At 44.9% G+C, this 18,651-nt stretch carries 23 protein-coding genes; 18 read left to right on the top strand and 5 right to left on the bottom strand.

The features are described 5' to 3' along the window. The first annotated feature begins 72 nt into the window (after positions 1-72). Positions 73-1,728 (top strand): alpha-keto acid decarboxylase family protein, encoded by a 1,656-nt coding sequence (locus AC5W14_RS15020; RefSeq protein WP_496194931.1) that lies wholly within the window; start codon positions 73-75, stop codon positions 1,726-1,728. 269 nt (positions 1,729-1,997) lie between these two features. Here AC5W14_RS15020 and AC5W14_RS15015 read toward each other — a convergent pair whose 3' ends face one another. Together AC5W14_RS15015 and AC5W14_RS15010 are read right to left on the bottom strand one after the other, a co-directional pair. After that, positions 1,998-2,306: a hypothetical protein gene (locus tag AC5W14_RS15015; protein ID WP_496194930.1), complete on the bottom strand. Its 309-nt coding sequence runs from the start codon at positions 2,304-2,306 to the stop codon at positions 1,998-2,000. Between the two features lie 126 nt (positions 2,307-2,432). Then, complete coding sequence (locus AC5W14_RS15010; RefSeq protein WP_496194929.1) at positions 2,433-3,062, bottom strand: DUF4190 domain-containing protein; 630 nt, start codon at positions 3,060-3,062, stop codon at positions 2,433-2,435. A gap of 161 nt (positions 3,063-3,223) precedes the next feature. Between AC5W14_RS15010 and AC5W14_RS15005 the strand changes: the two genes are divergently transcribed. From AC5W14_RS15005 to AC5W14_RS14935, 15 genes are all read left to right on the top strand, one after another. Continuing rightward, entirely contained in the window at positions 3,224-3,901 is a 678-nt protein-coding gene (locus tag AC5W14_RS15005; protein ID WP_496058155.1) for a uracil-DNA glycosylase, read from the top strand. Positions 3,902-3,919: 18 nt separating this feature from the next. Beyond that, positions 3,920-4,750, top strand: a complete 831-nt coding sequence (locus tag AC5W14_RS15000) for an aldo/keto reductase (RefSeq protein ID WP_496058154.1) — start codon at positions 3,920-3,922, stop codon at positions 4,748-4,750. 240 nt (positions 4,751-4,990) lie between these two features. Further along, the gene (locus AC5W14_RS14995) at positions 4,991-6,277 is read left to right on the top strand and encodes an ammonium transporter (RefSeq protein WP_496194928.1); all 1,287 of its coding nucleotides are present in this window, start codon (positions 4,991-4,993) and stop codon (positions 6,275-6,277) included. A 1-nt stretch (position 6,278) separates the two neighbouring features. After that, a complete protein-coding gene (locus AC5W14_RS14990; RefSeq protein ID WP_496194927.1) occupies positions 6,279-7,298 on the top strand; it encodes a DUF294 nucleotidyltransferase-like domain-containing protein in 1,020 nt (339 codons plus the stop codon). A gap of 5 nt (positions 7,299-7,303) precedes the next feature. Next, on the top strand, positions 7,304-8,005 hold the full coding sequence (locus AC5W14_RS14985; protein ID WP_496058151.1) for an exonuclease domain-containing protein: 702 nt from the start codon (positions 7,304-7,306) through the stop codon (positions 8,003-8,005). Between the two features lie 34 nt (positions 8,006-8,039). After that, on the top strand, positions 8,040-8,387 hold the full coding sequence (locus AC5W14_RS14980; protein ID WP_496058150.1) for a MerR family transcriptional regulator: 348 nt from the start codon (positions 8,040-8,042) through the stop codon (positions 8,385-8,387). 72 nt (positions 8,388-8,459) lie between these two features. Then, complete coding sequence (locus tag AC5W14_RS14975) at positions 8,460-8,639, top strand: hypothetical protein (protein WP_496058149.1); 180 nt, start codon at positions 8,460-8,462, stop codon at positions 8,637-8,639. Between the two features lie 130 nt (positions 8,640-8,769). Beyond that, positions 8,770-10,563: a M3 family oligoendopeptidase gene (locus AC5W14_RS14970; RefSeq protein WP_496194926.1), complete on the top strand. Its 1,794-nt coding sequence runs from the start codon at positions 8,770-8,772 to the stop codon at positions 10,561-10,563. Positions 10,564-10,577: 14 nt separating this feature from the next. Continuing rightward, on the top strand, positions 10,578-10,967 hold the full coding sequence (locus tag AC5W14_RS14965; protein ID WP_496058147.1) for a hotdog fold thioesterase: 390 nt from the start codon (positions 10,578-10,580) through the stop codon (positions 10,965-10,967). Positions 10,968-11,224: 257 nt separating this feature from the next. Then, on the top strand, positions 11,225-11,533 hold the full coding sequence (locus tag AC5W14_RS14960) for a DUF5327 family protein (protein WP_496058146.1): 309 nt from the start codon (positions 11,225-11,227) through the stop codon (positions 11,531-11,533). A 24-nt stretch (positions 11,534-11,557) separates the two neighbouring features. Beyond that, positions 11,558-11,929: a DUF423 domain-containing protein gene (locus tag AC5W14_RS14955; RefSeq protein ID WP_496058145.1), complete on the top strand. Its 372-nt coding sequence runs from the start codon at positions 11,558-11,560 to the stop codon at positions 11,927-11,929. A gap of 40 nt (positions 11,930-11,969) precedes the next feature. Continuing rightward, positions 11,970-12,773: a 3'(2'),5'-bisphosphate nucleotidase CysQ gene (gene cysQ, locus AC5W14_RS14950; RefSeq protein ID WP_496194925.1), complete on the top strand. Its 804-nt coding sequence runs from the start codon at positions 11,970-11,972 to the stop codon at positions 12,771-12,773. A gap of 188 nt (positions 12,774-12,961) precedes the next feature. Next, positions 12,962-13,585 carry a cell wall hydrolase gene (locus tag AC5W14_RS14945; protein WP_496058143.1) on the top strand — a complete coding sequence of 208 codons (624 nt, stop codon included), beginning with the start codon at positions 12,962-12,964 and terminating at the stop codon, positions 13,583-13,585. Positions 13,586-13,731: 146 nt separating this feature from the next. Next, entirely contained in the window at positions 13,732-14,196 is a 465-nt protein-coding gene (locus tag AC5W14_RS14940) for an RDD family protein (protein WP_496058142.1), read from the top strand. Between the two features lie 167 nt (positions 14,197-14,363). Then, complete coding sequence (locus tag AC5W14_RS14935) at positions 14,364-15,317, top strand: DUF6612 family protein (RefSeq protein WP_496194924.1); 954 nt, start codon at positions 14,364-14,366, stop codon at positions 15,315-15,317. 91 nt (positions 15,318-15,408) lie between these two features. Here AC5W14_RS14935 and AC5W14_RS14930 read toward each other — a convergent pair whose 3' ends face one another. Continuing rightward, the gene (locus AC5W14_RS14930; protein ID WP_496194923.1) at positions 15,409-16,068 is read right to left on the bottom strand and encodes a PepSY domain-containing protein; all 660 of its coding nucleotides are present in this window, start codon (positions 16,066-16,068) and stop codon (positions 15,409-15,411) included. A gap of 179 nt (positions 16,069-16,247) precedes the next feature. On the opposite strand from AC5W14_RS14930, the gene srtD reads away from it, so the two are divergent. After that, on the top strand, positions 16,248-16,898 hold the full coding sequence (srtD, locus tag AC5W14_RS14925; RefSeq protein WP_496194922.1) for a class D sortase, LPxTATN-specific: 651 nt from the start codon (positions 16,248-16,250) through the stop codon (positions 16,896-16,898). Positions 16,899-16,928: 30 nt separating this feature from the next. Then, complete coding sequence (locus tag AC5W14_RS14920) at positions 16,929-17,099, top strand: hypothetical protein (RefSeq protein WP_496194921.1); 171 nt, start codon at positions 16,929-16,931, stop codon at positions 17,097-17,099. A gap of 92 nt (positions 17,100-17,191) precedes the next feature. On the opposite strand, the gene AC5W14_RS14915 is transcribed toward AC5W14_RS14920, so the two are convergent. Together AC5W14_RS14915 and AC5W14_RS14910 are read right to left on the bottom strand one after the other, a co-directional pair. Continuing rightward, complete coding sequence (locus AC5W14_RS14915; protein WP_496058137.1) at positions 17,192-18,013, bottom strand: DUF368 domain-containing protein; 822 nt, start codon at positions 18,011-18,013, stop codon at positions 17,192-17,194. A 141-nt stretch (positions 18,014-18,154) separates the two neighbouring features. Continuing rightward, the gene (locus AC5W14_RS14910; RefSeq protein WP_496194920.1) at positions 18,155-18,475 is read right to left on the bottom strand and encodes a DUF3817 domain-containing protein; all 321 of its coding nucleotides are present in this window, start codon (positions 18,473-18,475) and stop codon (positions 18,155-18,157) included. Between the last annotated feature and the right edge of the window lie 176 nt (positions 18,476-18,651).

The following is an 18,651-nucleotide window of genomic DNA, read 5'->3' as shown; positions in this document are numbered from 1 at the left end:
TCCGCCTCCCTTGTCTGAACAGCACTTTTCTTGGGAACAGTACTAGTAGGAAAAAGTTACAGGAGGTGTGTTATGGCCGAGTGGAAAACGGTAAGTCGCTATTTATACGATTGTTTACGTGAAGAAGGAATAACAGAAATTTTTGGCGTGCCGGGAGACTATAACTTTGCCCTGCTCGATGAACTCGAAACATATGAATCTATCCAATTTATTGATAATCGAAACGAATTGAACGCCGGGTATGCCGCAGACGGATATGCTCAGGTAAAAGGACTTTCCGCCCTGATTACGACATTTGGAGTGGGTGATTTAAGCGCAGCCAATGCGGTGGCAGGTGCTTTCAGCGAGCAGGTGCCGTTAATCGAAATTGTCGGTTCACCGGCATCCTCCATGCAGAAAAATGGAACAAAGGCTCATCATACGTTAATGAACGGAGACTATGATGTGTTTTTGCGTATGCACCGTGAAATTACAGCCTATACGGTCAAAATTACTGCAGATAATGCTGTCCGGGAAATTCCGGCGGCCATTGCGGCTGCTTTAGAGAAGAAAAGACCGGTCTATATTGATATTCCCCAGGACATAGCCGCCACAAAGATCAACACGGAGGCGGTTCCACCTCCATTCGGCAGCGCAGAGAGCAGCACAGCTGATCTGGCTGAAAAAGGAGCAGAAGCGGTAATAAAGATGCTTAAGCAGGCTGAATCTGCTGTACTGCTGGTGGATATATACACGATCCGCTATCATTTAAAGAAAAAAGTCCTTCAATTAGCGGAGCATTTGCATATCCCAACAGCGCAGATGTTGCAGGGAAAGAGCGGATTTAATGAACAGCATTCCCAATACATTGGCATGTACGGCGGAGCTTTCGGTAACCAGGACGTTCGGAAATTTGTTGAACAGGCCGACGTTATTATTACAGCCGGCTTATTGGAGTCGGATTTTAATATGGCGAAGTTTACGGCAGAGCTTCCGGTGGAAAAGAGAATTGATCTGCAGCCTCTAAAGCTGTCTATCAAAGGAGAGCCGGCAGGTGAAGTAAAGATGGAAGCGGTTATTGATGCTCTTCTTTTAAAAGAAAGCCGGACTTTTGAGGGATTATCTTATGTTCCTTCCTTTTATGACGAACGTCCGGATAAAGGAGCGCCGCTTCAGGCCGAAACGTATTACCCGGTCATTCAATCCATTCTCCGGCCAAAAGATATTCTCGTAGTGGAAACGGGCACCCTGTCCTACGGACTTGCGCATGTGCGTCTTCCTGAGGACGCGTTGTATATTTCCCAGGGATCCTGGCAGAGCATCGGATATGCGCTTCCTGCGGCCTTTGGAGCTCAGGTAGCGGCGCCGGACAGGCGTGTGCTTTTATTCATTGGGGATGGATCTTTTCAATTAACCGCGCAGGGACTCAGCTCCATGGCGGAGCAGAATGTAAAACCGGTAGTCTTTTTCCTGAATAACAGCGGGTATACAGTGGAGCGTTATTTAAATACGGATAACTCTCAGGCCGAATACAACGATATTCCTGCCTGGGATTATATTAAACTGGTGAAGAGCTTCTATGCGGGTGCCCGCACAACACGTGTTACAACGACAGAAGAATTAAAGCAGGCGGTCTCCCAATTAAATGAGGCGGATACGCTTCATTTTATTGAGATTGTCGTAAACGATCAAATGGATGCACCGCTTCATCTTAAGCGGTTAAGAGAAGCTTCGCTGAAAAAAGAATAATAAACTATAATAAAGAGAGATATTTATGTTTTTCCAACAAGGCAATGTCGGCGGACGCGTTCGACAGGCCATGGCTCAGCTAAAGAGGAAAAAACAGACCTCTTTATCTTCACCGATGGCTGGTCTGTCTGAGTCGCCGCCGGACAATTTCCCTATATTTACCTCTTAATATTATTTAAAGAAATAAGCATCTTGTATAGAGATCTAAAACAGAATAATTTCTCGACAAACGCAAAAGAGAGCCTTCCGTTAAAGGCTCTCTTTTGCGTTTATACGAGAACCTGCCGGCGTATTTCCTGCAGGTAGGCTATAAAAAAAGGGTCTTCTGCGAATGTTTCGAAATCGTACACGTAATAAATAAAGGGAGTTCTGCTTAAAAACAGCAGCAGGTCCTGCTGGGTGGAAGCATCTAGTGAAGAAAGGGAAACGGCCTGGGTCATTCCCGGCAGGACGGGTTGAAAAACGTTAATGGATCCGGAGGGTTTCCGCAAAAAGTGCCAGCATTTCTCTAAAAAGGTGCTTTCGGTTTCTGATAAAGTAAAAGTAGTAAAAGACTTGTCTAATAGTGTGATTGTCATGATGATCAGTCCTTGTAGAGTACTTGGAAAATGAGAAATGTATTTTCCCATATTATGACAGTCTATCATAAGTATATTGGGCAGAAAACCAAAAAAAAGACAGCCGCAGTGCAGCTGTCTTTTATATTAATTTTGAAACTGTTCCATCTGTTGATTAAGCTCATCCTGTATTTCAGGAGGAAGATTATCCCCTAAGAGTACGGCCAGCAGGCCTATGATAATCAAAAGGCCGGATATAACCATACCGATCGTACTCAAGATGATACCTGCAATAGCCTGACCCCTGCCTGTTTTAAAGGAGCGCTTCACTGCGCGCAGTCCCATAATACCGAGAATCAAACCAATAAGACCTAATAGGAAGCCGACGGGAGGAACGAAGAAAGCCAACACAGAAAGAATACCTAATATAAGAGCTACTAATGCTTTGTTGTTCTTTCCTCCGTCACCCGGCCTTCCATCATAATGGTGATCCTTTTTCCGATCGGCTGCAGCACGGTCTCTGTTATCGAGACGTTCATCGCGGCGGCGGTGTTCGTCGCGCTCGTCAAAGCGGCTGCTGTCTTCGTGACGGTCGTTCCTGTCATGTGGAGGCCTGTCTTCTACTCTGTCCCTGTCATCCATCACGGCTGGTTCTTCTCGTCTTTGATCGCGGTCGTCATCTGTCAGCGGATCCCGGCTGGAGGAACGATCGTCCCTTGGATCGAGATTATCTTTGCTGCGTTCAGATCGAAATCGTCTGTTTTCTTTATCGTCCATACTAACTCACCTCTCCTGCTTTCCTTTTATCTTTATAGGAGCATAGTTACTCATACCACCATTTCATGGATTCTAAGCATTTATCTTTTGCACTGTGGGGACGTTTCTATATAAGGGGCAGCGGGTATAGAAATCAGATGCCGCATAAAGGAGAATCGTCTATGAACATATTAGAAAATGATTGGGCTCCACTTCTCGAAGAAGAGTTTAAAAAAGAGTATTATGAAGAGCTTCGGCAGTTTTTGAAAAAAGAATACACAGAGCATACAGTGTATCCGGATATGTACGATATTTATAATGCGCTTCACTATACAAGCTATGAAAATACAAAAGTCGTTATTTTGGGACAGGACCCTTATCACGGACCGAACCAGGCGCACGGGCTTAGTTTCTCGGTGCAGCCGAAAGTGAAAACACCCCCATCGCTTCAGAATATTTTTAAAGAACTAGAAGAAGATCTTGGATTGGAGCCTCCCGGCCACGGCTATTTAAAAAAATGGGCAGAGGAAGGGGTCCTGCTGTTAAATACCGTTCTTACTGTCCGCAAAGCAGAGGCCAATTCCCATAAAAACAAAGGCTGGGAAACATTTACGAATGAAATTATCAAAAAGATAAATGAAAAAGAAGATCCGGTAGTTTTCCTATTGTGGGGAAAGCATGCGCAGTCGAAGCAGGAACTAATTACCAATCCCCATCATATGATTATTACATCCGCCCACCCGAGTCCTTTTGCCGCCCACCGCGGATTTTTCGGGAGTAAACCATTTTCGCGGACGAATACATTTCTGAAGAAAGCGGGACGGCCGGAAATAGACTGGTCCATTCCAGCAAATATTTAAATAGAGGAGAAACTTACTATGATAAAAACAGCAGAAGTATCGTTGAACAACGGAGTCACCATGCCCTGGGTCGGCCTTGGCGTATATAAAGCGGAATCTGGAGAACCGACAAAAAATGCCGTGCTCCAGGCTTTAAAAGATGGATACAGAAGCATTGATACGGCTTCTTTTTACGGAAATGAGAAAAGCGTAGGAGAAGCAATTCGTGAGAGCGGCGTGCCAAGAGAAGAAATTTTCCTGACTACAAAAGTATGGAACGATGAACAGGGGTTTGAGCAGACACTGGAAGCTTTTGAGCGTTCCCGCCAAAATCTCGGCGTAGATGTTATTGATCTGTACCTTATTCACTGGCCGGTACCTGGTAAGTATAAAGAAACATGGGGCGCGTTGGAAAAACTATATGAAGAAGGAAAAGTAAAAGCGATCGGCGTCAGTAATTTTACAGAAGAGCATCTGGAGAACTTAATGAAGGAAGCGAAAGTAACGCCGGCTGTAAACCAGGTGGAATATCACCCGAAGAACGCGCAGAAAAAGCTGCTGGAGTTTTGTGAAACGCACGGCATTCAGATGGAAGCGTGGCGCCCGCTTGGAAGAGGGGACTTACTGGAAGACGAAACGATCAAACAAATTGCCGACAGACACGGAAAAACGCCGGCGCAGGTTTTAATACGCTGGTGCCTGGAAACAAAAGTCGTTACTATTCCGAAGTCAATTACCCCGGAGCGGATTACTGCCAACGCCCAGGTGTTTGATTTTTCCCTCACAGCTGAAGATATTCAGGCTATTGATGGAATGAATGAAGATCAACGCTATGGGTATCACCCGGATGATTTCCCTTATGACAAATAAAAAACAATAAATAGACACTTCCTACAAAAAAACTGCCTGAAAATAGGTAGTTTTTTTGTTATGTATTGAAACCGTTATCATGTGTGCAGCACTAAGAAAAAGCAAAAAACAGTAAAAACCATGTATTCTATTTGCATGTAAGATTATCTAACAAAACACTAGATTCTGAAAATTTAAAATGTAAAATAACATTAACGCAAGATGTTAACTAAGTTCACATTTGAGAGGAGAGATTGTTAGATGGATCCAATGTTTTTAATGAACAATCTGTGGGTTATGATCGCATTTATTCTAGTTATTCTTATGCAGGGCGGGTTTATTCTTTTGGAGGCCGGCTCAACACGAATGAAAAACGCCGGGCACATCGCCGGTAAGACAGTATTCACACTCGGAATTGCATCACTTGTTTTCTGGGCTGTCGGTTACGGCTTCATTTATGGAGAAAGCCTTGGCGGCATTATCGGCTTCTCTGACTTTTTCTTCGGGGACGCTACTACAATGTTTGATGGGCTGGCAGGTTCTGTTGACTTTATCTTTCAGCTTGGTTTCGCTGCAATTGCATTAACGATTGCATTTGGCGGATTTGCAGAAAGAGCTAAATTATCAGCTTACATTGTATTCGCTCTACTATTTTCAGCAGTTGTTTATCCGGTGGTTGCTCACTGGATCTGGGGCGGAGGATGGATCAGCGAACTTGGCAAGCAGGATTTCGCAGGTTCGACAGTTGTTCACTTAACTGGTGCAATGGCTGCGATGGCGGCAACCATTTTACTTAAGCCGCGTATCGGTAAATTTAACAAAGATGGTTCTCCTAATGAGTTAGCAGGACATAACCAGGTATTTACCGCTCTTGGTGTTCTTCTATTATGGGTAGGTTGGTTTGGATTTAACGCCGGTAGTACATTCGGCGTAGACGACGCATTCTTTGGCTTTGTTGCCCTGAATACACAAATTGCAGCAGCAGGTGGTGCTGTGGCAGCTCTTCTTATCGCATGGGCGGTTATCGGCAAGCCGGATGTACCGACTATGTTAAACGGTGCACTTGCAGGACTTGTAGCTATTACAGCCTCCTGCGCATTCGTTGATCCATGGGCCGCAGTGGTTATTGGTATCATTGGCGGATTGATTGTATTTGGAAGCATGAAGCTCGTAGAGAAGCTTGGCATTGATGACCCGATCTTCGCTATCTCTGTTCACGGAGCAGCAGGTATCTGGGGTACCCTTTCTACAGGATTCTTTGCTACACCGGCATTAGCAGAAATGAATGGCGGGCGTGCCGGTTTGTTCTACGGCGGCGGCTTTACCCAGCTTGGTGTTCAGGCTATCAGCGTTCTGGCATGCGGAATCTTCGCTTTTGTCGCAGCTTACGTACTGCTTCTTATTACAAAAGGAATTACAGGCGGCCTTAGAGTTTCTGAAGAAGAAGAAATTATGGGTCTTGATATAAGTGAACACGGAAGCTATGGTTATCCTGAAGCATTGAAAGCAGCAGAATCCAAAAATTCTGAATCCAAGACAGGAGCTTAATATGACAAAATCTTCCGTATCTCCGCAGGAGGGCAAAGGCCCTCTGTCACCTTCTTATGAGTCCTATGAAGAAATTAAACAGCTCAAAGAGTCCCAGGTAAACGAGATTGCAGAAGATCCAATGAAACTCAATGACGCACATGATGAGTGGATTAAGGAAACCATTGCTCTTGCTATACAAAAAGTAGAAAGTGAGCGGGGACCTTCTCCCGCTCACTTTGCTTTTTTTCTAATGGGAAGCGCCGGACGCAAAGAGCAGGCGACATTCAGCGATCAGGACCATGGGATTGTATTTGAAGGCAGTGATGAAGAGCACCAGTCTTATTTTTTAAAAATAGGTGAAGAAATACGCGAAGGTATGGCTTATATCGGCTATCCCCGCTGCGAGGGCAAAGTAATGGCCTCTCATCCCCGCTGGTGCCACAGTATAGATGGATGGAAGGAACAGATCGACGACTGGATTGAAACAGACACGTGGGAAACGCTCCGGCATCTGCTGACATTTGTGGATGCGAGAACGCTCGTAGGCGAAGCGGATTTCCTGGAAGAAATCAAAAGTCATGTATTTCAAAAGGCAGAAGAAAACCCGGTATTATTAAAGCGGATGTCCGAAAATACTTCGTATCTGCATAAAGGAGTCAATGCTTTTGGCCGGCTGCTGTCTGACGATAAAGGTCCTTATACAGGATCTATGCACATTAAAGATGTCGGCTTTTTTCCTTATGTTCATGCGATGAGGCTGCTGGCGATAAAAGAAGGTATTCAAGAGGCCGGAACAGCAAGCCGGATGGATCAGACCAGTGAAAAATATCCATTTGTGCAGGGGAAAAAGGATCATTTCAATCATATGCTTAACCTGCGGGCTTCTTTTTCAAAAAAGCAGAAAACGTATGAGGACGTGCACTATGTGCCGGTGGAACAACTAAACAAAGACGAAAAGCAACAGTTGAAGAAAGCGCTAAAAGAGGGAAAACATCTATTTCAACAGACTAAAAAACATATGGAGTCAGGTGACCAGTAATGGTAATGAATAATATGTTTCAGTGGGTCCGTCACTTTTCAGGAGTAGACCAGTCCAACCCTCAGCATCAGTCTTTCATGAGACATCTGCAAAAAGAATTAAAAGCAGAACAGCCGCTGACAAAGCCTATTTCGTCCCTTCGAATCACCGTGCTGGACCTGGAAACTTCCGGATTTTATCCAGATGGGGGCGACAAAATTCTTTCTATCGGTGCCGTTAAAATTAAGAACAGCAAAGTACAGACAGATGAAACGTTTTACACTACAGTTCAGGAACCAGACGCTCTATCGAAAGAAATTGAAGAGCTTACCGGTTTAAATAAAGAAGAACTGCGGGAGGCTCCGCTGCTTGCAGACGCGCTGACCTCATTTTATAATTTTGCGCAGACGGACCTTCTTGTTGCCCATCATGCCAGTCATGAAAGAAAGTTTCTGCAGCATGCCACGTATCAGGCGATTGGTACGAGTTTTAAACACCGCCTGCTTGATACGTCTTTTTTGATGAAAATCGCGGCTCCCGACCATGCCCTCCACACGCTGGATGATTGGTGCGGACATTATAAGATCCCTGTAGAAAACCGGCATAATGCCTTGGGAGATGCAGTGATGACGGCCGAACTGTGGAAAAAGGCCGTCGAGCAGACGATGGAACAGGGGTTTGAAACACTTCATGATGTGTACGCTCATTTAAATAGCCGGACAAGGTGAAAACACCTTGAATGGAGAGAAGGAGGAGAGCAGGGTGAAAGGCCATATACCCCGCCATACCGCATGTTTTCCTATCAGCGTAGTGCAGGAGTTAACTCATCTATCGGCGCGCCAAATACGATACTACGAAGAACAGGGGCTGATTTCTCCGGAAAGAAATCAGGGCAATCAACGGCTGTTTTCACTAGCAGATATTGACCGGTGCAGCGATATTAAAGAGCTTATTGACCAGGGTTTGAACATAGCCGGCATTAGAACCGTGCTGGCGGCTAAAAAAACATCAAAAGAAAAAAAGATGAACGTGCCAAAGCGTTCCATACCTAAAGAAAGTCTGGATAAACTGCAGCCCCATTTAAAAAAACTCGGGGAACTGGAAAGTTAAAAATGAGTCTTTCTTCTTCGTTTAATGATAGATTACAACGGGTATTTCTATCACTACGGAGGTGTTGTAAGCATGGCTTATATTCTCATTGATGATATGCAGATTCCGGCAGTAAAGTTCGAAGAAAAGGAAGCTGCTAAAGAAGCCGCTGCCGCTAAAGAAGTCGTTGTAGAAGATAATAACAATAAGTATTGGGTAGTAGACGAAGAAAATTATGCCAAGATCGAAGGATTCGGCTATACGATTGTCTAATATCTGAGCCCAAGGGCACTGCTTTTATAATGAAAAGCGGTGCCTTTTTTCTATACGCGGTGCCCAAGTGCTGAAAAAATATATGGTATACTATTATTACGGAAACCGAAATAAAAAGGAGTGAATGGTAATGAATACCTCTTTATCCCTGCAGTGGAATTTGGATTCTATCTTTTCAGGAGGCAGTGATTCAACCGAACTGCGTGAATATACCGATTCCTTTCACCAGCATTTGACTACACTTGAAGAAAAGCTTGTGGCTGTGAAGATTCCTGAAGATGAGAAGGAAGCTGAAGAATGGCTTACGCTGCTGACAGACCTGCAGCAGCTGTCGGCAGAATTTCAAGAAATTTCTGCTTTTATCGGCTGTTTAAATGCCCAGGATATGAACGATACAAAAGCCCGGCAGTGGCAGGGCAATATTAAACCGTTTCGTTCACGGATCGGCGCCTGTGCTTCCGAATTGGATGCCCATATTGCCAAAATGGATCCGGTGCTTTTTGAGAAACTGCAGCACACAGAAAAAGGAAAGCCGATAGCTTTTGCCCTGAAAGAAAAAAAGCAGTGGGCCGATGAAAAGTTACCGCCGGAACAGGAAAAACTTGTCGGAGAACTTTCCCAGGACGGATATCACGGCTGGAGTGAAATGTATCAGAGCCTCGTACGGTCACTTTCGATCCCATTCGAAGAAAGCGGGAAAACGTCCTATCTGTCAGCCGGGCAGGCACAGAATAAATTAGAGAGCAGTAACCGGGAAACAAGAAAGATGATGTTTAAAAAGTGGGAAGCGGCCTGGGGCGAAAAAGCAGATTTGTTTGCCGAAACGCTTAATCATTTATCCGGTTTCCGCCTGGGCCTTTATGAAAAGAGAGGGTGGGAAGATCCTTTAAAAGAACCGCTGCTGATTAACCGGATGAGCAAAGATACACTGGACGCGATGTGGAGTGCCATCGAAGACATGAAGCCGCTGCTGTATACATACATGGAGCGTAAAGCCGCTTTAATGGGCGTGGAAAAGCTGGAATGGCATGATGTTCATGCGCCTCTGGCCCAGCAGGAGATGCCGCGTATGTCGTTCGACGAAGGAGCGAAGCTGATTACGGAACAGTTTGAAGACTTCAGCCCGAAGCTGGCCTCCTTTACCAAAATGGCATTTGAAAACAGCTGGATCGAAGCAGAAGACCGGGAAAACAAAAGGCCGGGCGGATTCTGTACCACGTTTCCGGTAAGCAATGAAACTAGAATTTTCATGACGTATGAAGGAACGCCGTCCAACCTGGCAACATTGGCCCACGAAATCGGCCATGCTTACCATCAGCATGTGATGAAAGGCCTGCCTTATTACTCCACGCGCTATGCCATGAACGTGGCGGAAACAGCCTCAACGTTTGCGGAGCAGATTATTGCGGATGCCTCGATTAGAGCAGCTAAAACAACCGAAGAAAAAATATCGCTTTTGGATGCCAAAATTAACCGGGGCATGGCATTTTTTATGAACCTTCACTCCAGGTACCTGTTTGAAACAAGGTACTATGAAGCGAGAAAAAATGGATGGCTGTCGGCCGCTGATATTAGTACAATTATGACGGAAGCCCAGAGGGAAGCTTACGGCGACAAGCTGCATTCCTATGACCCCCATTTTTGGGCATCGAAGCTCCATTTTCATATGACAGGCGTTCCGTTTTATAACTTCCCTTATACATTCGGCTACTTATTCAGCATGAGTCTTTACGATAAGGCAAAACAAGAAGGAGCGGCCTTTGAAGAAAAATACACGGCGCTTCTCCGGGACACGGCAAGTATGACGACAGAAGATCTTGCCTGGAAGCACTTGAACGAAGATATTACGACAGTCGATTTTTGGAAGAATGCGGCGAAAAGCCTGCTTAAGGATACAGAAGATTTCATGAATCTCACAAAGTAAAAGGAGTGATTGGAATGGCAGAAGAGCAGCAGTATGACACGTTAATGCAGGCATTGAATATTCGTATCGTGACGCTCGAAAAAGAAAAAGTGGTGGCGGAAATGCCGGTGGATGGGAGAGTAAAGCAGCCGTTTGGACTTCTTCATGGAGGCGCGTCAGTAGCTCTTGCCGAAACAACAGCAAGCGTTGGAGCCTACAACCTGGTCGATCAGGATAAACAGTTCGTTGTAGGCCTGGAGATAAACGCCAATCATATTCGAAGCAAAAAAGATGGAATGGTTACAGCAGTGGGTGTTCCCCTCCACGTAGGGCGATCTACGATGGTCTGGGAAATTAAGCTGACGGATGAAGAAGAGAAACTGCTTTGTGTATCCCGATGTACCATTGCAGTGAGATCTATGTAGTAAGCAGAAAGGCGGTCCTGAAAAAGGGCGGCCTTTTTTTATAGGGGGAGGAGGGGAACGAGGACGAAAATGCCAATCAATACGCCCAGAATAAAAATGACTACATTTCTAATTTTCACTGCGCAGCCTCCTTTTTTCCATTTTGTTGTATAGTATCATACTTTTTCAAACATGGTCACAGAGTTGCTACTTAACCGTGACAATACAAGATGCTATACTATACAAAGCATAGAAAGCCGAAAGCAGGTGACTTATTAATGAATATTTCCATTCGGGCTTTGTTGGAAAAGATGGAAGAAGAGCTTATTTTGATCTCGGATCATGCAGATAAAGAAGAAGAAGCAGAAGTGAAAGCTCATGCACGCATACTGGAAGCTTACTGCGGGGTGCTGCTGGCCTCTAATACGGGTGCACAATCTTCTCCGAACCGGAAGCCGGTACCGAAGGTTCCAGAGGCACGTCCTGCATCGGTACAACAGGTAAAGGAGTCCACCGGTTCCCAGCCGGCACCCACCGTTTCTAAGGAAGAACTGCCTTCTACGGACGGCAGTCTATTTGATTTTTAAGCAGAAACCTAAAGGAGAATAACTATGTGGAAACTATTTATTATTCTTGGAGCGCTGAACGCGGCCATTGCTGTCGGGTTCGGTGCTTTTGGAGCGCACGGGCTTGAAGGACGTATCAGTGCAAGGCTGATAGAGGTCTATCAGACCGGCGTTCAGTATCATATTATGCATGCTCTCGGTCTTCTGGCCATAGGGCTGGTGGCAGCTCATATAGGCGGTAGTGCGCTTATCGCCTGGGCAGGCTGGCTGCTGTTTGCCGGTATTGTTATTTTTTCCGGCAGTTTGTACACGATGGCTTTTACAGGCATCGGCTGGCTTGGAGCGATTACGCCTATTGGCGGAACCGCCTTTATTGCGGGCTGGATTCTGCTTGTTATTGCCGTTATTAGAGCCTGATAATGTATGGATGCTTGAAAAGTAGAGAGAGGATGTTTTGATGTATAAGGACCTGATATTTTCATTAAAAGATATAGCAGTAGCTGCCGGAATCGATATTATGGAGGTATATTCGGGAGATATGGAGGTTGAGCATAAAGAAGATGACTCGCCTCTGACGATAGCTGATAAAAGAGCCCATCAGACGATAGCCGCCGGCCTGGAGAAACTGGATGCAGACATCCCTGTATTAAGTGAAGAGGGGACCATTGCTTCCTATGAAGAAAGAAAAAAATGGAAAAAGTTCTGGCTGGTTGATCCGCTGGACGGCACGAAGGAATTTATTAAAAAGAACGGCGAATTTACTGTAAATATTGCACTGATTGAAGATTCCTATCCCGTGCTGGGCATTATTTATGCACCGGCACTGGATACGTTGTACGTAGGGTACGGAAAAAAAGGGGCAGTGAAAATAGCCCAGGCCTCCAACCGCGGCTTTGCTTCTTTTGACGACATGTGGAGCATGGGGGAGATTATTTCCGCGCTGTCTCCGGAAGGCCCGGCGGAAGTAGTAGCGAGCCGCTCCCATATGAATGAAGAAACCGAAAGCTTTATTAATGAATTAAAAGAAACACATGATACAGTAAACGTTGTTTCTGCAGGAAGTTCGCTGAAATTCTGCCTGGTAGCAGAAGGCCAGGCGCACTTCTATCCCCGCTATGCGCCAACGATGGAGTGGGATACTGCGGCAGGACAGGCAGTAGTGGAAGCAGCCGGCGGCTCCGTATTGGACGACAGCAAAAATCGCTTTGCCTATAACAAAGAAAACCTGAAAAATGGCTGGTTCTTAGTAAAAGCAGAATAGAAAAAATTCTTAAAAGTGAAAGCAAAAAGCAGCATGGGAGACCCTTTTCAGGAAGGGTCTTTTTTTGTTTCACGTGAAACGTCTGTATAAAGAAGGAAAAATGTTGGGTAGGTAATAATTACTGAAAAGTGAAAATAATAAGTTGTTTTGTTCACTTTGAGGTAAAGTAATAGAAAAGGAGGGATTCAATGTTTAGTAACAAATGGCTTGTTTCGGGTTTTATTGCTCTTATTATGATATTAGGTTTTTCTATCGACTCGAAACAGGCACAGGCAAATGAACAGGTGCATCTTCAGGATCAAACAGTGATCAATATCCAGGACAAGCTTCGAAATATGAATTACTTAAATTCCGTTTCCACCGGACACTACGGTCCATTGACTACGGAAGCAGTAAGGCAGTTTCAGGCTGACTTTGGGCTTCCCGCAGATGGGGTTGCAGGACCTGCTACTATTAATAAACTAGATGAAGTAACATCCATCGCCCAGGTAGTTTACGGCGAAGCCAGAGGAGAATCTTATGAAGGACAGGTAGCTGTAGCAGCTGTTATCAAAAATAGAATAGAGTCTTCAGAATTTCCATCCTCTGCTTCAACTGTTATCCATCAGGTAAACGCATTTACTGCGGTGCAGGACGGGCAGTATTACTTAACTCCGGATGCGACAGCATACCAGGCAGTAAAAGACGCATGGGGCGGATGGGATCCATCAGCCGGCGCAAATTATTATTACAATCCGGTAGATGCTACGTCTTCATGGATTTTCACAAGAACGCCAAGACTATCCATCGGTAAGCACGTGTTTGCTGATTGATATCCGGGCTGCCTCTTTAAAGAGGCAGCTTTTTCGTTTTACTTAGAAGATGTTCACAAAAAATTGGAAAATAAGAGGTGAAAAATGTTATTCTATTATAGTAGATACTAGGTATAAAATGTAAATAAAATAAGGAGGAGATAAATATGACAGGACAGCCGGGTGGTTTTTGGAGGCGTCTTGCGGCTAACATTATCGATGGTTTTATTGTCGGAATCGCAGGATTTATTATTGGATTGATTGTTATCGCTATTTTTGGAGGAAATACAACTGCTCCTGATGAAGGATGGGATGTTGGGGTCGATTTTGCAAACAACAGTATTAGCCTTCTTTACAGTTTAGCCCTGCCGGTACTTTGGTCCGGTTATACGGTTGGTAAGAAAGCGTTAGGCATACGCATCATGAAAGTCGATGGAAGCAATGTAGGGATTGGTACCATGTTGATGCGGGTAATAGTAAGCGGACTTGTCTACCTGCTTACATTAGGTATAGGTGTTATCGTATCCATATTTATGGTGGCAATCCGCGAAGATAAGCGGGCAATACATGACTTTATTGCCGGCACGCAGGTAACTACGTCTCTTCCTCCTGCAAAAGAAGAAACGTATTAAGCAGAATCCTCCAGTTGACTACTGGAGGATTTTTTTAACAAATTAAGGAAAATAAGTTTAGCATCTGGAAATCTAGGGCATAAATAAAGTACTTACTTATTTTTTTAGAAATAAGTATACCAGCCTAGATCATACATACAAACAATCAGACAAGGGGCGTTTAACAAATGAAAAAGAAAGCCGCAGTACTTACTACACTAGCAGCCGCAACAGCAGTCGCTCTTCCATCCCAGGCTTTTGCAGAGGAAACACCGGATGCAGCATCTATTCTCGAAGAATCAAACAAAGCAATGATGGAGCTGGAAAGCTATTCCAGTGAAACGATGCTCGAACAGACGATTACCGATCCGATGATGGAAGGCGGCACGTTTACGACGACGACCCATTCTACAGAAGATGTAGTAATGAATCCTTTTTCCATGAAGCAGACAGCGACTACTTCAATGGAGGGAGAAGAAGAGACGACGCTTGATTCCTATTGGACAGAAGATGGCTTTTACCAGCAGGATATAGATGGAAGCTGGATTAAGCTGGATGATTCATTTACAGGAGACATTAACGAACTGATGGCTATATCTCAAAGCGGAGTACAGATGGAACAGACTGCTGCTCTTGGAGAAGATATGTCCGTGGAAGATGCGGGAGACAGTTACGTCCTTACCTATGAAGGAGAAGGAGACGAACTGATGGAATCTGCTGAAGAAATGCTTGCTTCCCTTGTGCCTGAAGAAGACACCGGGATGATGGCTGCCGCAATTTTTGAAGATATCACGGTGAATGATCTTCATTATGTAATGACGATAGACAAAGACACATACTATATGACGGAAACCACCATGGATATGGACATGGATCTATCTATAGAAGAGGAAAGCATTAATATTGTGCAGCGTCTGGATATGTCCGTATTTAACTTTAACGGGGTAGAGGAAATCGTTGTACCAGAAGAAGTAGTGAATAGTGCAATACCGATGGACGCGCTCATAGAAGAAGAGATGGAAGAGGGCGGCGCACTTCCTGATACAGCCACAAACAATCCATTTTATGCTGCTGCAGGAGCACTTGCAGCTGCAGCAGCCGGCGGCATGCTGTTCTTCCGTCGCAGATTTGCACGTAGTTAATAACAGCTAAAAAACAAAGCCGTGAATTTCATGGCTTTGTTTTTTTGGTTTCATTTAAGCTGTTTTTGATTGAAAAACGGGGAGCCGAATATTAATCGTCGTAGTCGACTTTCATAATGTCACCGGTTTCTGCATCGACATCAATATCTACTTCATTGTTGTGATTGTCATAAAGCTCCATCTCATAGTGCACTCTGCCGTCATCGTCATCGAGTTCAATTTCTTTAACGGAAGCTCCGTTTCCAACTTCTTTTACAGCGATGGTTTTTGCCTCATCCATGCTGACAGCGAGGCCATTGGTGGAAGAAGCGGATTCGCGTACCTGATCGTCATCGTCCTCATCATCGTCTTTGTTTGCCGCAGCTTTACTGTCAGCGGTCGGAGTACTCTCCGAAGCCCTGACTTCTTCCTTGTCGTCTTCTTTAATAAATTCGCCGGTTTCTGCATTGTATTCTACTTCATACTTATATTCATCTCCGATAATATCCAGCTCGTATTTCTTTACGCCATCATCAGAATCAAGGTCAATCTCCACTACTTTGCCCGGATAATCCTGGGTAGCGATGTCGCTGATTTCCTCAACGGATAGAAGACCGCTGTTAGTGTTATTTTGTTCCTGGCTTTCCGTCTGCTCCTGCGATACGCCGCCAACAACTTCGTCATCATCGGCGGATACTGAAAATTGATTCATCCCTACTGCAGCACCTCCAAGACCTATTACACATGCACTGGCAATCATAAATTTTTTCATTTTGCATTTCCTCCTCGTTTGATTTGTTACCCTAATCATAAAGGTCAAAAATGAAAGAATCCTGAATGCTCTATGAGAAAATGATGAGAATTTCATAAGGATTTTATTAATTTACTCATTCTGGAAGAATACAGCTTCTTGCCGTATAATGGGGATCATACATAAAAGAGGGGGCCGACATGGAAAAACTCTATATGCTGATTATGTGCGCGGGTCTGGCTGTGGCCGGTTATTTTGGTTATCAATGGTGGCAGGGAAGCCAATCGGTTGAAACTATTTCAATAGAAGAAAGCGAAACAGAAGCTCCGGATGAAACCAATACGGCGGAAGCCGAGGAAGCTCCTGCAGAAGAGACAGCCGGTACTGAGCCGGCTGCACAGGAAGCCGCTCCTGTAATGAGTGACGAGGTGACCGGCTACGAGCAGGGCGAGGAGATGGCCCGTCTGGAAATTCCTAAAATTGAAAATGCCTATCAAGCGTTCTGGGGGGCAGATGATGCTACCTTAAAGCAGGGCGTCGGTATGTATGTGAGCGAATGGACGACGACACCCGACCAGAAGCGTCATACGGTGCTGAGCGGCCATAGAGACACCGTCTTTACGGAACTGGGAGAACTGGAGAGCGGCGACATGCTGACGCTGGACTACGATGGCAGACGGTATGAATACGAAATATCAAAAACGTGGATCACAGATAAAGACGACCGGACAGTCATTGTAGATAAAGAGACGCCAACGTTAACACTAACGACCTGCTATCCACTGGATTATCTGGGCAATGCTCCGGACCGCTACATTATCCAGGCAGACCTCGTATCAGTGTCTGAATAATTTTTGATGAGAATGGGAGGGGGACCCACTTTGGCATCTGATCATGTTATTTCCCCGCGGGTGTTATGGGTGATGGCAGCAGGTATTTTAACAGGTCTTATCTTTCTGCCTCCAGCCATTGGCTTTTTGTCTTTTATCTTCATTGCGCCGCCCTCTATTTTGTTATTTATCTTTTTGATACGGAAAATAAATAGAGCATGAGCCATACAGGCCGTTTCCTCTATCAAAAAAACACCCGGTGCTTCAGGTACTCTGTCAGAACAGAGAACCCATGAAGCCGGGTGTTTTTTGTATTATACTTTTCTGTTATTAATCTGACCTAAAATAATCGCAAGGCCAAGTCCAAGCAGGAACATGACCACACTGGCAAAAAAGAGGCCGATACTTCCCGGAATACCTGGAAAGACAACGAAAAGCGACCCAATCAACAGTCCGATCATCGTAGCGTACGTTCCGACCGAATGATTACGAAGCAGGAAATGAATAAATTTGCTCATGATTAGAATACCGACTACGATACCAAGGCCTACCACGATGAGAACGAGAAGGTTCAAAGAAGAGACCGCCGCAATTACGGTAGGGTAGGCTCCAATAATGAGGAGCACAAACGATCCACTCACACCGGGAAGCAGCATCGCAGAGCTTGCGAGCCAGCCTGCAAAGAATAAGAATACATAGCCGCCTGCTCCGATAGAGGTCATAATCTCACCAGGGCCATCCTGGAAAAAGCCTGAAGCGATGACAATAGCAGCCGCAACAGCTAAAATAGCATAGTGCCTGGCAGTGAAAGCTCTGCGGTAGTCTGCTTCTCTCATAAGAAAGGGAATTGTCCCTAGAATTAACCCGATAAAAAGAGAAAAAGTAGGTTCCGGATAATCAGCTAGAAGCCACTCGATCACATTACTCAGTGCAAGAATTGCCGTACCCATACCGATACCGAGAGGAATAAAGAAGCCGAGCTGGCTTTTCCATTCTTTTGTTGTTAGTTTGTTAATACCGTCAATCAACCGGGCATAAATACCAAGTATTAAAGCCATGGTGCCGCCGCTTACGCCGGGAATCACGTCGCTTGTGCCCATGATAAAGCCGCGCAGCAGGTTTTTCCATTCAATCATCATATGTACTCCTTTAATTGCATTTTCAAAAAAACAATCTGTATCTGTTATATCATGTTTACACGGAAAATACGACAACTACCTTCAAGCGGCAGAAAAGCCTGCTCCGTTTCAAACGGACAGGCTTCTGATATTTCTGTATTACTGCCCGAAAGTAAGAGGGGTGATTCCTGTTTCTTCTTCCCGTCTCAGACTTTTTTCAAAAATAAACGGACCGAATGGGATCACGGAGACGGCCATAGCAACTAAAGCTCGCAGAAACGACCAGCGTCTCTGTACCCATACGACAAGAACAAGAGCAATATAAATAGTAAAGAGGCCGCCGTGGGCTGCTCCTACGATCGTTACGGCCATATCCATTCCAGCCATATATTTAAGGGGCATCGCTAAGAACAGCAGGGCAACAAATGATATTCCTTCAATAATTCCGGTGAGACGCAGAGGTTTCAGCATAGAACGCATGTGTTCGGGTGCTCCTTTCCATAGTATCTAATGAAAAGCATAGCACAGCACGTTCATAGAGAACAAATGAAGGTTTTATGGCAGATGTTGAAAGAAAAGCGCTGTATGATGGGAATTAACAGGAAAAAAATATATGACAACTGTCATACAAGCAATTGACTTTCATGTCTTATATC

The sequence above is a fragment of the Sinobaca sp. TMA16-18 genome (assembly GCF_059510535.1).
Note: the sequence above shows the minus strand (reverse complement) of the source record. Positions and strands in the feature narration are given on the sequence as shown.